General features: G+C 58.4%; 10 protein-coding genes. 3 read left to right on the top strand and 7 right to left on the bottom strand.

The features are described 5' to 3' along the window. Positions 1-201: 201 nt before the first annotated feature. Positions 202-1,293, top strand: a complete 1,092-nt coding sequence (locus tag PSTEL_RS06865) for a M24 family metallopeptidase (protein ID WP_038694390.1) — start codon at positions 202-204, stop codon at positions 1,291-1,293. A gap of 167 nt (positions 1,294-1,460) precedes the next feature. Here PSTEL_RS06865 and PSTEL_RS06860 read toward each other — a convergent pair whose 3' ends face one another. Continuing rightward, positions 1,461-2,408: a cation diffusion facilitator family transporter gene (locus tag PSTEL_RS06860; protein ID WP_245625094.1), complete on the bottom strand. Its 948-nt coding sequence runs from the start codon at positions 2,406-2,408 to the stop codon at positions 1,461-1,463. Between the two features lie 182 nt (positions 2,409-2,590). After that, entirely contained in the window at positions 2,591-3,316 is a 726-nt protein-coding gene (locus PSTEL_RS06855) for a queuosine precursor transporter (protein ID WP_038694389.1), read from the bottom strand. A gap of 380 nt (positions 3,317-3,696) precedes the next feature. Here PSTEL_RS06855 and PSTEL_RS06850 point away from each other — a divergent pair, with 380 nt between their 5' ends. Then, positions 3,697-5,382: a methyl-accepting chemotaxis protein gene (locus PSTEL_RS06850; protein WP_038694388.1), complete on the top strand. Its 1,686-nt coding sequence runs from the start codon at positions 3,697-3,699 to the stop codon at positions 5,380-5,382. On the opposite strand, the gene PSTEL_RS06845 is transcribed toward PSTEL_RS06850, so the two are convergent. Genes PSTEL_RS06845 through PSTEL_RS06835 form a run of 3 tightly spaced genes read right to left on the bottom strand, consistent with a single transcriptional unit; the run spans position 5,372 to position 9,033 of the window. Beyond that, positions 5,372-6,589 (bottom strand): pyridoxal phosphate-dependent aminotransferase, encoded by a 1,218-nt coding sequence (locus PSTEL_RS06845; RefSeq protein ID WP_038694387.1) that lies wholly within the window; start codon positions 6,587-6,589, stop codon positions 5,372-5,374. The genes PSTEL_RS06850 and PSTEL_RS06845 overlap by 11 nt on opposite strands. Then, the gene (locus tag PSTEL_RS06840; protein ID WP_038694386.1) at positions 6,579-7,502 is read right to left on the bottom strand and encodes a D-alanine--D-alanine ligase; all 924 of its coding nucleotides are present in this window, start codon (positions 7,500-7,502) and stop codon (positions 6,579-6,581) included. The genes PSTEL_RS06845 and PSTEL_RS06840 overlap by 11 nt, the downstream gene beginning before the upstream one ends. A 58-nt stretch (positions 7,503-7,560) precedes the next feature. Continuing rightward, positions 7,561-9,033: an aminotransferase-like domain-containing protein gene (locus PSTEL_RS06835; RefSeq protein ID WP_038694385.1), complete on the bottom strand. Its 1,473-nt coding sequence runs from the start codon at positions 9,031-9,033 to the stop codon at positions 7,561-7,563. 177 nt (positions 9,034-9,210) lie between these two features. Between PSTEL_RS06835 and lplA the strand changes: the two genes are divergently transcribed. Then, on the top strand, positions 9,211-10,218 hold the full coding sequence (gene lplA, locus PSTEL_RS06830; RefSeq protein WP_038694384.1) for a lipoate--protein ligase: 1,008 nt from the start codon (positions 9,211-9,213) through the stop codon (positions 10,216-10,218). A gap of 108 nt (positions 10,219-10,326) precedes the next feature. On the opposite strand, the gene PSTEL_RS06825 is transcribed toward lplA, so the two are convergent. Next, positions 10,327-11,787 carry a carboxylesterase/lipase family protein gene (locus tag PSTEL_RS06825; RefSeq protein WP_038694383.1) on the bottom strand — a complete coding sequence of 487 codons (1,461 nt, stop codon included), beginning with the start codon at positions 11,785-11,787 and terminating at the stop codon, positions 10,327-10,329. Positions 11,788-12,116: 329 nt separating this feature from the next. After that, positions 12,117-12,830, bottom strand: coding sequence for a metal-dependent hydrolase (locus tag PSTEL_RS06820; protein ID WP_038694382.1), 714 nt, complete (start codon positions 12,828-12,830; stop codon positions 12,117-12,119). Positions 12,831-13,171: the final 341 nt, after the last annotated feature.

Genomic DNA, 13,171 nt, shown 5'->3' with positions numbered 1-13,171 from the left:
GTAAGCCTGGCCGTGGAACTGACTCCCGTTCCTTTCGGCCTTAGCCTTACGCTGTTTTTATGATATGGATGCCATTTCCACTTCCTCTTAGCAGATCATGTATCAGCAACAAATCACCGGCCGTGCGTCCCACCGCGCAATAGACTATAATAGTCTCATTGCCGTCAGGGATACCGTGAACTCGAAGGGAGAGCAACATCAATGAATGAATCGCTGAAACGTCTGGAACGGGAAATCACCGCAGAGGGAATGGACGCTCTGCTCGTGACCGATCCGAAGCATGTCTACTACCTGACCGGATTCGCCAGCAATCCGCATGAACGGTTTCTGGGACTTCTCCTGGAACGGGGCGAAGAGCCGGTGCTGATCGTCCCTGCGCTCGACGCCGAATCCGCACGCGCGGCCTCTTCGGTTCAGACCATCGTCACCCACACCGATACCGACAATCCTTACAAGCTGCTGAGCTGCCAGCTTAAGGGCAAGCCCGGCAAGCTCGGCATCGAGAAGGAGCAGATGTCGCTCGCTCGCTTTGAGCTTTTGTCCGAAGAGGTGCCTGCGGCCGGCTTCTCCGATATCGGGCCGATGCTTCGCAAGATGCGCGCCATCAAATCGCCCGCCGAGATCGACCGGATGGTTCACGCAGCCGAGCTGGTCGAGGAAGTGCTTCGCCAGGGGCTGACCCGCGTGAAAGAAGGCGTCAGCGAGATTGAACTTGTGGCGGAGCTGGACTACCTGATGAAGAAGCTCGGCGCTTCGGGGCCGTCCTTCGATACCATGGTGCTGTCCGGCCCGAATACCGCCCTGCCGCACGGCGTTCCCGGCAGCCGGAAGATCGCGCCTGGCGATCTCGTCATGTTCGATCTTGGCGTATTCGCGAACAGCTATGCGTCGGACATCACCCGAACAATTGCGTTCGGAGAAGAGCCAGGCGCCGAGCTGAAGACCATTTATGAAACCGTGCTGGCCGCGAACGAAGCCGGCATCGCCGCCGCCAAGGCCGGAGCCTCTTACGGCTCGGTCGATCAAGCTGCCCGTGCTGTCATCGAAGAAGCCGGCTACGGCGAATATTTCGTCCATCGCGTGGGCCACGGGCTGGGCATGGATACGCATGAGTATCCGTCGCTGCACGGGCTGAACGAAGATATTATGGAAGCCGGCAACGTCTTTACAGTAGAGCCCGGCATCTATGTCCCGGGGCTTGGAGGCGTCCGGATCGAGGATGATATCCTCGTTACCGAGACCGGCGCCCGCACGCTGACGAGCTTCCCGAAGGGCTGGACGGTTCTGGGATAGAACCGGACCTACAGAGCTGGCTATAGGTTCATCGGTGTTATCAGGGCAGGATGATCAGAGTATAATCCGGGTAGGTCATCAGTATTATCCGGGAACAAAAGAAGGCATCTCCCTGCCCGGGGGATGCCTTCTTTACGTTGGATTGATTTTATTGCACATGGATTGAATTACACAATGTCATCGGGAAAAAGACCGCAGATGTAGGCTTCCGTCTCCATCTGGATCGTCGCATGCCCGATATCAAACCGTTCATGCAGCTCCTTCGCAATCTCCCGGAGCATTCCGTCCTCCCCGGTTCTGTCGTTCACCACGAGGTGGGCCGTCAAAGCAGCCTCCGTCGTACTCATCCCCCAAATATGAAGGTCATGAACCCCCAGCACTCCGGGGAGCGAGCCCAGGTAGGCTTTGACCGCAGCGGCGTCGATTCCGCCCGGGACGGTGTCCAGCGACAGACCGACCGACTCCTTGAGGAGTCCCCAGGTTCCCGCAAAAATGACAACCGCAACGATCAGGCTGCTCAAAGGGTCGAGCCACAGCCAGCCGGTATAGGAAATGAGGATACCCGCGATCACGACGCCCACGGATACGAGCGCGTCCGCCGCCATATGCAGAAAGGCGCCGCGGATATTTAGATCCCCCTTACGTCCGGACATGAACAGAATGGCGGTCGCCGCGTTGATGGCAATGCCGACGGCGGCGACCCAGATCACCGTCTGCCCTGTTACAGGCGCCGGATCATGAAAGCGACCTACGGCTTCCCAGACGATCGCGCCTATCGCAACCAGCAGGAACAGCGCGTTAAAGAGCGCCGCCAGAATCGAGAATCTGCGGTAACCGTAAGTACGGCGCTCCGTCGGAATTCTCCGCGCCAGCAGGCTTGCGGTCCATGCGAGGACAAGAGCCAGCACATCACTCAGATTATGTCCCGCGTCCGCGAGCAGCGCCAGCGAGTGGCTGAATATCCCGTAAACCGCCTCGAGCGCCACAAAGACCGTATTGAGCACAATGCCGATCAGAAATGCCCGGTTATAGTTGGCTGGCCCGTGATGGTGGCTGTGACCATGGCCTGAATGATGGTGATCCATATGCTCATGACCGGTATGCCTGTGATTCACTGGATCATGATTCGCTGAATTATGATGCGCCGAATCATGATGATTCTTCTGAGGATGTTTATTCAGATGGCCATGCGAATGTTCGTGTCCATGATGGTGCGAATGCCCCATCCTGTTCCCTCCCGTTTCTTTTGGCTTATTGGCTTAATGGATACAACGATTCCGGCATCCTGCCGGCGGCTCTATAGAGATCGCTCCCGGTTCCGGCTGTTCCCGCGCTCGGGCTCGTCCTCCGGGAAGCGGAAGCTCCGGGCGATGTAGAGGACGGGCGTTCCGGCGGCCGTCAGCAGAAATTTGACCAGATAGGTCGTGAACAAAATTTCAAACCACACTTCCCAGTTGTACAGTCCCGCAAAAGCGATCGTACAGAAGATCAGTGTATCGACGAACGAGCTGAACATGGTGCTGCCGTTCGAACGGATCCACAGCTGGCCCGGTGTTCCGAAGAACTTCCGGATCCACGTATACAGCCGCACATCGAGCAGTTGGCTGACAAAATAGGCGCTCAGGCTGCCCAGCGCAAGCCGCGGAAGCAGTCCGAAGATCGTCTCCAGCGACGGTTGGGCCATATCATCGGCAGCAGGCTTAAATACGAGAACCATCTGCATGATTACCGTTGTCATTATCAAGGTGAAGAAACCGAACCAGACCGCCTTCTGCGCCTCGGCCCGCCCGTATTTCTTATTCAATAGATCGCTTGTCATATACAGCGTTACGTACATCGTATTGCCGAGCGTCATGACGATATCGAACGGCATCGCGATCGTCTTGGCGACTTGAATGTTGGCGATAACGGTGGCTACCCCGATCCAGGCGTACATTCCTTTTTTGCCGAACAGCCGGTAGCAGAGCAGAAAAAATGCAAAGTTAACCAGAACGAATAAAATGCCCCATATCAAGTTGAACATGCTTGTCTCCCTTACCTTCTATTTTTGCATGTTTCACTCTAACATATCCGATCAGACGAGACTAGATGCCAAGCTCTTTATTGAAAAAAATTTTAACTTTTTTTCCCTGAAATATGATTAGTTTCTGAAAAAAAGATAGATTTACGAAAAAATTCGTAATAAACCGTGAATTACTGAAAAAATATACCTGACATCGCCTATAATCTACCTATTCAACCGCAGGTTAATTTAATAAAATAGTAGGCAGTACCCGTAATCCATGTCTTTGTACCAGGTTGTAAGTTAGGCCATGTGAACTAACCCGGGAAGCAAGGTCCCGCTGTTGTGCCGAACGCGCCGGCGGATATGGGAAATTATACATATTAAAGGAGAGAAACGCTATGTTTCGGATCATGCATACCATTGGCCGAAAATTTATGCTGCTGCTGCTCGCTGCCCTGTTGTTCACTTCGCTGCTGCTAAGTGTCAGTTTCTACTTTATATCGAAGAACACCATCGACAACTATGTTGTCCCCCAAATCGATAAGCTGCTGACCTCGGCCTCCCAGGATATTTACAAGTCGCTGAACTCGACCAATGCCCAGCAGGCCCGCAGCAATGACGAAGCGTCTTCGACTGTTGCGTTCTATTTCAAGGACAAGCGGCAACAGCACAATGTGGAGACCATCTTTCTGGCGGAGGTCAATGACGGCAAAGCGACTGTGCTAAGCGCGGATCACGGCTCGGAACTTAAGCGGAAGGAAGAGCTTGAGCTTACTCCGGAGCTGGCTGATGCGGCCAAGGGAAAAAACACCCTCAGCGGCATCTATTCCGACAGCCACGGTGTCCACAAGACGGCTTATGTCGGCATTCCCGGCAGCAGTCTCGTCGTCGGCGTAAGCTCCGATATGACGTTTGTGCAGGATAAGATGAAGAGCATTTTATGGACCAGCACGTGGATTACGCTGCTGGCGGTAGCTCTCGGCATGGGAGCGTCATACTTCCTGAGCCGCCGCATTACCAAACCGATCACCAGACTGGCGGCTTACAGCGACCGGCTGGCCGAAGGCGACTTCACCGAGGAGTTGACGATTCAGAGCAAGGATGAAATCGGCCGGCTGGCCGACAGCTTCCGGGTAATGTCCGAGCGGCTGAAGGTTCTGATCGGCCAGGTGCTGGACACGGCCGGCACCGTCATGGCAGGTACCAAGGAGTTGAAGGACGGGGTGGACAGCATCCGCGAACAGTCCGAACAATCCACCCTGTTCGTTGAGGAAATCAGCCAGGGCAGCCGACAAATGACAGTAAGCGCCGCGGATAACGCGCGCGCTATGGAGGAAATCAGCCAGGGCATCACCCACATCGCCTCGGCGGCCGGGGAAGTGTCGGAGCAGATTATCGAAGCCTCGGCCCGGGCCGTCAGCGGCAATCAAACCGCCCAGCAGGCGGTTGACCAGATGCACCAGGTCGGACAAGCCTCGGCGGAATCGCTGGAGCAGATCCGGCGGATGGACGAACATTCGCACCGGATTGGAGATGTCGTGCAGAGCATTGCGGAGATTACGAAGCAGATTCAGATGCTGTCCCTCAACGCTTCCATTGAAGCGGCCCGCGCGGGCGAGCACGGACGCGGCTTTGCGGTCGTGGCCGGAGAAGTCCGGAAGCTCGCTGAGCAGTCGAAGGAAGCGACAGAGCAGATCGGCCAGTTCCTGATCGGCCTGCGCGAGGAAATGCAGCGCTCCGTCAGCAGCATGAACGCGGTGAATGCCGAAGTCTCTTCCGGCCTCGGCCGGGTCGAGGAAGCGGGCAATGCCTTCAATTATTTGTCTGTCCTCATTCAAAGCATCAACCAGAGCATCCAGTCCGTCTCGGCTGCGACCCAGCAAATTACCGCCGGTACGGAAGAGGTTACCGCCTCCGTGGAGGAGACGGCCAAAATCACTTCCAAATCGCAGGAAGGCGCGGAGCATCTGTCCGACAACTATCAGGCTCTGCGGGAGCAGATGACGGAGAACGCGGGCACGGTCGAACGCCTGTACAAGCAAATGCTGCAGATGCAGGAAGCGGTGCGCCAGTTCAAGATCTGATCTCTGCCGGAATCCGGGCCATTACCGGTTCACGGGTCAGATTCAGATTGTCCATGAACCGGGCGATCCGCTCGAGCGCCTCTCTCAGCGTCTCGGAGGAAGCAGCATAGGAGCACCGGACATGCTCTTCGCCTTCGGGTCCGAAGGCGGTGCCCGGAACGACCGCAACGCCGGCTTCTCGCAGCAGGCGCTGCGCGAACACTTCCGCGCTCAGGCCAATGCCGGCCACTGAAGGGAAGGCGTAAAATGCGCCCTCCGGAAGGCGGCAAGGCAGTCCGATCCGGTTCAAGCCTTGAATAAATTCATCCCGCCGCCTTTGAAAGGCGGCTTTTCTTATGTCCTTATCGCCCAGTCCGGCCCGAAGTGATTGCAGGGCGGCGATCTGGCCCGGCGCCGGAGCACACATGGCCGTGTACTGGTGAATCTTCAGCATGGGCGCCGACAGGTCCGCCCCCGAGCAGACATAGCCAACACGCCAGCCGGTCATGGCAAAAGCCTTGGAGAAGCCGCTGACCACAATCGTCCGCTCCCTAATGCCCGGAAGCGCGGCGACGCTGGCATGCCGGCTTCCATAGGTCAGTTCGGCGTATACTTCATCCGAAATGATGATCAGATCATGGGCCTTTGCAACCTCTGCAACTGGCCCCCAGTCCTCCCGGGTCATAACGGCTCCGGTCGGATTGTTCGGATAATTCACGACGAGCGCCCGGGTGCGCGGCGTGATGGCGCGGCGGAGCGCATCCGCAGTCAGCTTGAATCCTTCCTCCATCCGGGTCATGACGGGAACCGGCTTCCCGCCGCATAGAGATACCATGGGTGCGTAGGCTACGTAGCCCGGAGCCGGGATGATCACCTCGTCACCCGGCGTAATAACGGTCCGCAGCGCGAGATCCAGCCCCTGGCTGCTTCCGGCCGTCACAATAATCTCATCCTCCGGGTCATAGGAGAGCCCGAAGCCGGAGGCCAGGTAGCCGGCCAGCTCACGCCGCAGCTCCGGGAGCCCGCGATTGGAAGTATAGCCGCTTTCGCCCCGGCTCAGAGCAGCGAAGACGGCGTCGCGCACATGATCGGGAACTTTGAAATCGGGTTCGCCGACTCCAAGCGAGATGACGTCCTGACGTTTTGCGGCCTGGTCGAAGAACGCGCGGATACCGGAAGGCGGCAGCTCCCGGACAAGGGGGTTGATCCGCAACTGTTCAACCGACATGCTGCGGCACCCCTCTCTCCTTCAGCGACAGGGAGATGATGGTATCCAGCAGGCCGCTGAACGTCAAGCCGGCGGCCTTCGCGCTCTTGGGCAATAGGCTGGCCGAGGTCATGCCCGGCAGCGTGTTAACCTCCAGCACATAGGGAACCCCGTCCGAGACGATGACGTCGACTCTGGCGTAGACGCCGCATTTCAGCGCGCGCCAGCAGGCCAGCGCCGTCTCCTTCACCCGGCTCTCAAGCTCCGGAGGCAGATCGGCTACCTCCTCCATCGCCCCGCCCGCGCTGTACTTGGCGTTATAGTCGAACCACTCTGCATGGTTCGGGACAATCTGAAGGATCGGCAGAACCTCGCCGTCCAGAATGGAGCAGGTCAACTCCATGCCTTTAACGAAGGCTTCCAGCATTACGGGCTGCTCCTGGCGGAACGCTTCTGCCACGGCAGGATACAGCTCCTCCGGCTTCTTCACCTTGGACATGCCGATGCTGGAGCCGCCTGCGGACGGCTTGACGATCAGCGGGAAGCCGAGCTTCGAAGCGGCCTCGGCGCTATATTCACCGATCTTCTCCAGGCACAGCCAGTCAGCGGTTGGAATGCCAGAAGCCCGAAGCAGCCGCTTCGTCATATCCTTATCCATGCAGATGGCGCTGGACAGCATCCCGCTGCCGCTGTACGGGATGCCAAGCGTCTCGAGCACAGCCTGGACGGTTCCGTCCTCACCGAATGCGCCATGCAGCGCGAGCAGCGCGAAATCCAGGCCGCGAACCTGATCTGCGAGATTCTCTCTCCGGTCCACAACTACCGGAACCGCCTCGTACTTGGCCTGTTCCAGCCCTCTCAGCATTTCCGCTCCTGTCTTCAGCGAGACTCCCCGCTCCGACGATGTTCCTCCCATAATAACGCCAACCTTCATGCTCCCCGCATCCTTTCCCTCTGTTGTCGATTGTCAATTAATTGTTGCCTATTTATGGCTAACGGTTCTTAAGCAGCCGCTTCGCCTCCTCGCCGATGATCGAGACGCCCCGGCGGATATTCTCGTCGCTTACCCGGGAGAAGCCCAGGCGCAGCGTGTTCTGCCCGCCTCCGTCCGTGAAGAACGAATCGCCCGGCGTGAAGATCACGCCCCGCTGCTGGCAGGCCGCCAGCAGATCCCGCGTATTTAATCCCGGCTCAAATGTCATGAACAGATGCAGCCCGCCGTCTCCCGACAGCGAGGAGAACGGCACCTTCTCCCGGCAGCACGCCAGCGTCAGCTCATATTTCCGCTTGTATTCGGCCCGGGCGCGGCGGAGATATTTTTCCAGATTGCCGTTATGCAAATATTGATAGAGCAGCGACTGGTCCAGCGTCGAGGTATGAATGCTTCTGGCACGCTTCACGCTCTCCAGAACGCCGATCAGCCGCCGGTCGCCGAGCACCCACCCTACCCGCAGTCCCGGAAACAACACCTTCGAGAAGCTTCCGATATAGACGACACCGCCTTCCGCCGAGCCGAGCGCCGCCAGCGGCGCCACATGCGAACCGGAGTACCGCAGCTCTTCATTGAAGCCGTCCTCGATGACGGGAATGCCCCGGCGGTTCATCAGCTCCATCAGCTCCAGCCTTTTGCGAAGGGACATGACGGTTCCGGTAGGATTGTGGTAAGAGGGCACAAGATAGACCAGATCATAATCCCCCTCATCCAGCGCTTCCTTCAGCTCCTCCAGATTCAGACCATCCGCTTCCATCGGAACACCGCGAATCTGAAAGCCGTGCAGCTTCAGGTTCTTGATGGCGGTGTTATGGGTCGGATTCTCGCACAGCACTCTGCCGCTCACTTTCTTGACGGTCGAGAGTACGAGGTCAAAGCCCTCGGTGAAGCCGCTCGTGATCAACATATCCTGATTCCGTGTATCCACACCCTTGCGGGCCATATAATCCAGCAAATAATCGATCAAGGGCTTGTAGCCCTTGGCATAGCCGTAATTCAGGAGCACATGGCCTTCCATCGACATCCGGTCGAGAAAAGCGCGCTTCACGCTGTCCAGATCGAACAGCTTCTCGTCCGGCGCAATGCTCGTGAACGAAATGGTTCCCTTGGACGCCCGGATGCCGCGCTTCATCAGATCAAGCTCTTCGGCCATCAGGGCATAGTCGCTGATACGGTCCTCCCAGCCGATCCTTCCGGCGTCTTCCGGCTCTTCGCCGCCGCTTCCGCTCTGCGGCTTGACGCTAGTGGCGAAGCTTCCCTTGCCCTGGACGGTGTAAGCGAAGCCGTCTGCCTCAAGCTCCGCGTATGCGGCGATGATCGTTCCCCGCCCGACGCCAAGCAGCGCGGCCAGTTCCCGAGTGGCAGGCAGCCGCCGGTCCGCCTGGATCGCGCCCTGGACGATCAGACGCTTCATATAATCCTTGATCTGGAGGTAGACCGGCCGGCCCTCGGCCAGCTTGAAATCGTTGAACATCCTTCTCTCTCCTTCTTCCTTATCATGTCACATTCCACTCCCCGGCAAAAGAACCGCGCAAGAGCCGTTTTCCGCGTATTGTGGTATGGTTGGGTTGTCCATGGCTTTTTTGTGAAAAAGCAGACTTTGGTTTACAATTATAGCTGTATTCAAAGTGCTGAAGCGGAGGAATGAATCATGCTCTTTATCGACAACGCGGGGATCACGGACGCCTCCATCAATCTGGCGATTGAGGAATACGTGCTGAAGCATCTCCCCATGGATGACAGCTACCTTCTGTTCTATATTAACAGTCCGTCCATCATTATCGGCAAGCATCAAAATACGATCGAAGAGATCAACCAGGAATATGTCAAAGACCACAATATCCAGGTCGTCCGGCGGCTGTCCGGCGGCGGCGCGGTCTATCACGATCTCGGCAACCTCAACTTCAGCTTCCTGACCAAAGACGACGGCGAATCATTCCATAACTTTCTGAAATTCACCCAGCCGGTCATCGATTATTTGAGAAGCATGGGAGTGAATGCGGAGCTGAGCGGACGCAACGACTTGCAGGTCGGTGAGCAGAAAATCTCCGGCAACGCCCAGTTCGCCACCAAAGGACGCATGTTCAGCCACGGGACCCTGATGTTCAATTCGGATCTCGACGAAGTGCATAACTCCTTGAAGGCCAATCCGGCCAAATTCAAGTCCAAGAGCACGAAATCCGTCCGCAGCCGGGTCGCCAACATCAAGGACCTGCTCGGAACCGATATGTCGATCGAGGAGTTCCGCGCCGGGCTGCTGCGTTCCATCTTCGGCATGGACCCATCGGAGGTGCCGCAGTACAAGTTGACCGACGAGGACTGGAGCAAGATCAGCCAAATCTCCGAGGAGCGCTACCGGAACTGGGACTGGAACTACGGCCAGTCGCCGAAGAGCAACGTCAAGCATGCGGTGAAGTTCCCGGGCGGCATCGTCGATATCCGGATGGACATCAAGGATGCGCGGATCGAGGACATCAAGATTTACGGAGACTTCTTCGGCGTGGGCGATGTGGCCGATGTGGAGAACGCGCTGCGCGGCAAGCGCTATGAGGAGACAGAGGTCCGGGAAGCGCTGGCTCCGCTGGATCTGAAGCATTACTTCGGACGCATTGAGCCGGAGGATGTGATCGGACTTATTTTTCTGGAAGAGTCGGAATAAGCGTCGTTTCCGGGTAATGAGTTACTGAGATATGGTGAAAAAGACAAAGGAGAGAGCCGGCTGCGCCGGTCCTCTCCTTTTTTGGGTTTGGGCCGCTGCGCCTGAAGATCAGATGCCCAGCACAAGGCGCTTGTCCGCATCGGGGTCCTTGACCATGAGACTGTGGTCGCCGAAGATCATCGTCGCCCGCTCCCCGCTCTCGTAGACCGGCCACTCTCCGGGATCGCCCGGCGGACAGCCGTGCGCGAAGGCGATCCAGGCTTCCTGCATCTGTTCGGACAGCGCGAACCCTGCTGGAGGAATCTGAAGACCCGCCTGCTGCAGAAAAGGCAGCGTGCCGAATACGAACGGGATTTCGGCGGCATGGACCGCCTTGCGGAGCAGCGGATGCGACGGCAGCGTCCAGTCGAACCGGTACATCCAGACCGGAGCATGGCTGCTCTGCCCCATGGCGAACTCCAGCGCACCCCGCCAGAAATAGAGGTCGGTCATCAGCTCCGCCCGCCCCTCGAAATCGGAGGCGTAACGCGAGATGAACGGCTTCACGCGATGATCGCCGCTAAGCAGCTCCATGGCACTGGCGATCACTTCATCCGGCACACTCGGCGAATCCGGCCGGAAGAAGAGCGCCCCCTCGTCCCGGTTCGTGCCGATCAGCAAGGGTATTCCCGCTGCTGCGCCGCAGCGGACCGCTTCGATCGGCGGCACGGGCAGCGTCGCCGGATCGATGAACGGCTGGAACGGCATGCCCATGCCGCCCATCCGCCGCTTCATGCGCTCGCCCGCCTCGATCAATTCGGCGGCGGGCATCGCCCGGAGCCGACCGGCCTCCTGCGGCGGGAGGCCGAGCTCCTCCAGCAGCCCGGCGCAGATGGCGCGGGCCTGCTCAGCGCTCAGCGCCTGCGACGCGCCGCTCTCCATAATGGCCCGGGCGAACAGGCCCTTGGCGCCGGGCATCGCCAGCAGCGCCGCGATGCTCATGCTGCCGGCCGATTCGCCGAAGACGGTCACGCTTTCGGGGTCTCCTCCGAAAGCGGCGATATTGCCCTGCACCCAGCGCAGAGCCGCGAGCTGGTCGAGCAAGCCCGCGTTGGGCGCGAAGTCTTCGTGCAGGGAATGCAGCTGAAGGAAGCCCAGCGGACCCAGCCGATAATTCAAGGTCACGACCACGACCTTGCCCCGGGCGGCAAGCGCGGTTCCGTCATAGGCCGGAATGCTGCCCGAACCGGTCTCGAAGGCCCCGCCATGAATCCAGACCATGACGGGAAGCGCTCCATCTCCGGTGTCTTCCGGTGTCCATACATTCAAATACAGACAGTCCTCGGACATGCCGGCTCCTCCGTCGGCTTCGCCGAACACCCCGCCTGCTCCGCCGCCCGGCTGTGGACAAAAGGGGCCAAAATGCGAGGCATCCCTTACCCCATCCCAAGGTTTCGGCGCCGCCGGTGCACGGAATCTCAAATCTCCGACAGGGGGGCTGGCGTAGGGAATGCCCTTGAAGGCTCTTACCCCATGAGCCGTGATGCCCTGCAGTCTGCCGTATGCGGTCTCAACGATTGGTTGCGGCATGGTTTCTATCGCTCCTTTTTCGCTCCTTTTCTTGCCCTCCTGAAGGCAATAGCTCCTTTTTACATTTTACCTTTCTTGCCTCTAAACCAAACACGACCGCCCGCTTTCCAGTGAAACCGACGCATCTTCAACTCTTGCCTCTTGCCTCTTGCCTCTTCCTGCCCTTCGCCCCTGTTGTTCTACGTTCCTAGTGCACTTAGCCGGTAATATTGTCGCTCCCTCCGTCTGTCGCCAGCGATATAGAAAACGAAGCATCCGGGAATGGAGTATCGCCCGGATGCTTCGCGCCTGAATGACTATTCGATTGTCCGGCAGCTTGCGCCTCCATTCTACCGGGTCAGTACAAACGTATAAGTGACCACCGCCAGCGTCAGCATGACGAAGATCGCCTCCAGTGCTCCGCCTTTCTTCGTCCCGGTGCTCATCAGCTTGAGCCGGAGCTTCCATTCGAGCGGCGGAAGCGGAGTAATGCCGCGCTGAGTGAGCGAATCGGCCAGCAAATGCAGGCCGTAGGATAGGCCTCCGGCGATCCACAGAGTGTCTCCGCCCTCGATCAAGCGGCCCGCAAAATACAGCAGCGCCGTCCATCCGGCGAGCCCGTACAGCGTATGGGTCAGTCCTCGGTGGGGGACGACTGCGGCAATCACCAGAATACAGCCGACAATCGCGTTCCAGGGATCAAAGGCATTTCCATACGCCATGAGCGTCGCGGCAAGCAGCAGCATGACCAGTTGGCGCAGTCTTCGCCCCGGCAGGAACGCGACACTGGCGACAAGCAGTGCCATGACGAGATTCCAGGGATACGGCGATATCCCGGCCAAATACCAATAGATGGCTCCCGCAATGAGCGCCAGCTGAAGGATGCGCAGCAGAAATGTCGGAAGCGCCTTGCGCACGAGCAGCGAATTCGGCTCGTCGATATCAGGCAGCAGGGAGCTTAAGACCGTTACGGCGACGGCGGGTACTCCGATATGCAGGCCGGCCAGCTGCATGGCCGACAGGGTAAGCCCGGTGCTGATCACCAGGTGGGATTTGCCCATCATTGCCTTGTTCCTGCTCCTTTCGGGCCAATCCTTACAAATGAGAACAAATGTACGGCTATCGCAGTATACCAAGGCGCGCTGCATTTGTCCAGCATGTTCCTTCAGCCTGTTGCTTCAAGCTGGGCGAAGCCTGCACAACCACGTCCCGCCTTGTCGGCTTGGCGGTTTTGGGATACAATTTGGTCAGCTTGCCACGGCTGCCGGACCGCACTCCGGGCTGCTCTGAGATGGGAGAGCGAAGCCTCCCAGTCCTCCTTGAAGGACTCTGGCTAACGCGACAGGCTCTGGGTCCGCCTTATGGGGCTTCGGCCGACATCCCCGGCCCGGTCCGGCAGCATTAG

The sequence above is a fragment of the Paenibacillus stellifer genome, from assembly GCF_000758685.1.
GTDB classification, from domain to species: domain Bacteria; phylum Bacillota; class Bacilli; order Paenibacillales; family Paenibacillaceae; genus Paenibacillus_AQ; species Paenibacillus_AQ stellifer.
The sequence above is the reverse complement of the archived record's forward strand: the minus strand, read 5'-3'. Positions and strand labels throughout refer to the sequence as shown.

Coding starts and splice junctions, on each gene's coding strand:
- PSTEL_RS06865 (WP_038694390.1), top strand. CDS start 202: ATGAATGAATCGCTGAAACGTCTGGAACGGGAAATCACCGCAGAGGGA.
- PSTEL_RS06855 (WP_038694389.1), bottom strand. CDS start 3,316: ATGTTCAACTTGATATGGGGCATTTTATTCGTTCTGGTTAACTTTGCA.
- PSTEL_RS06850 (WP_038694388.1), top strand. CDS start 3,697: ATGTTTCGGATCATGCATACCATTGGCCGAAAATTTATGCTGCTGCTG.
- PSTEL_RS06845 (WP_038694387.1), bottom strand. CDS start 6,589: ATGTCGGTTGAACAGTTGCGGATCAACCCCCTTGTCCGGGAGCTGCCG.
- PSTEL_RS06840 (WP_038694386.1), bottom strand. CDS start 7,502: ATGAAGGTTGGCGTTATTATGGGAGGAACATCGTCGGAGCGGGGAGTC.
- PSTEL_RS06835 (WP_038694385.1), bottom strand. CDS start 9,033: ATGTTCAACGATTTCAAGCTGGCCGAGGGCCGGCCGGTCTACCTCCAG.
- lplA (WP_038694384.1), top strand. CDS start 9,211: ATGCTCTTTATCGACAACGCGGGGATCACGGACGCCTCCATCAATCTG.
- PSTEL_RS06825 (WP_038694383.1), bottom strand. CDS start 11,787: ATGCCGCAACCAATCGTTGAGACCGCATACGGCAGACTGCAGGGCATC.
- PSTEL_RS06820 (WP_038694382.1), bottom strand. CDS start 12,830: ATGATGGGCAAATCCCACCTGGTGATCAGCACCGGGCTTACCCTGTCG.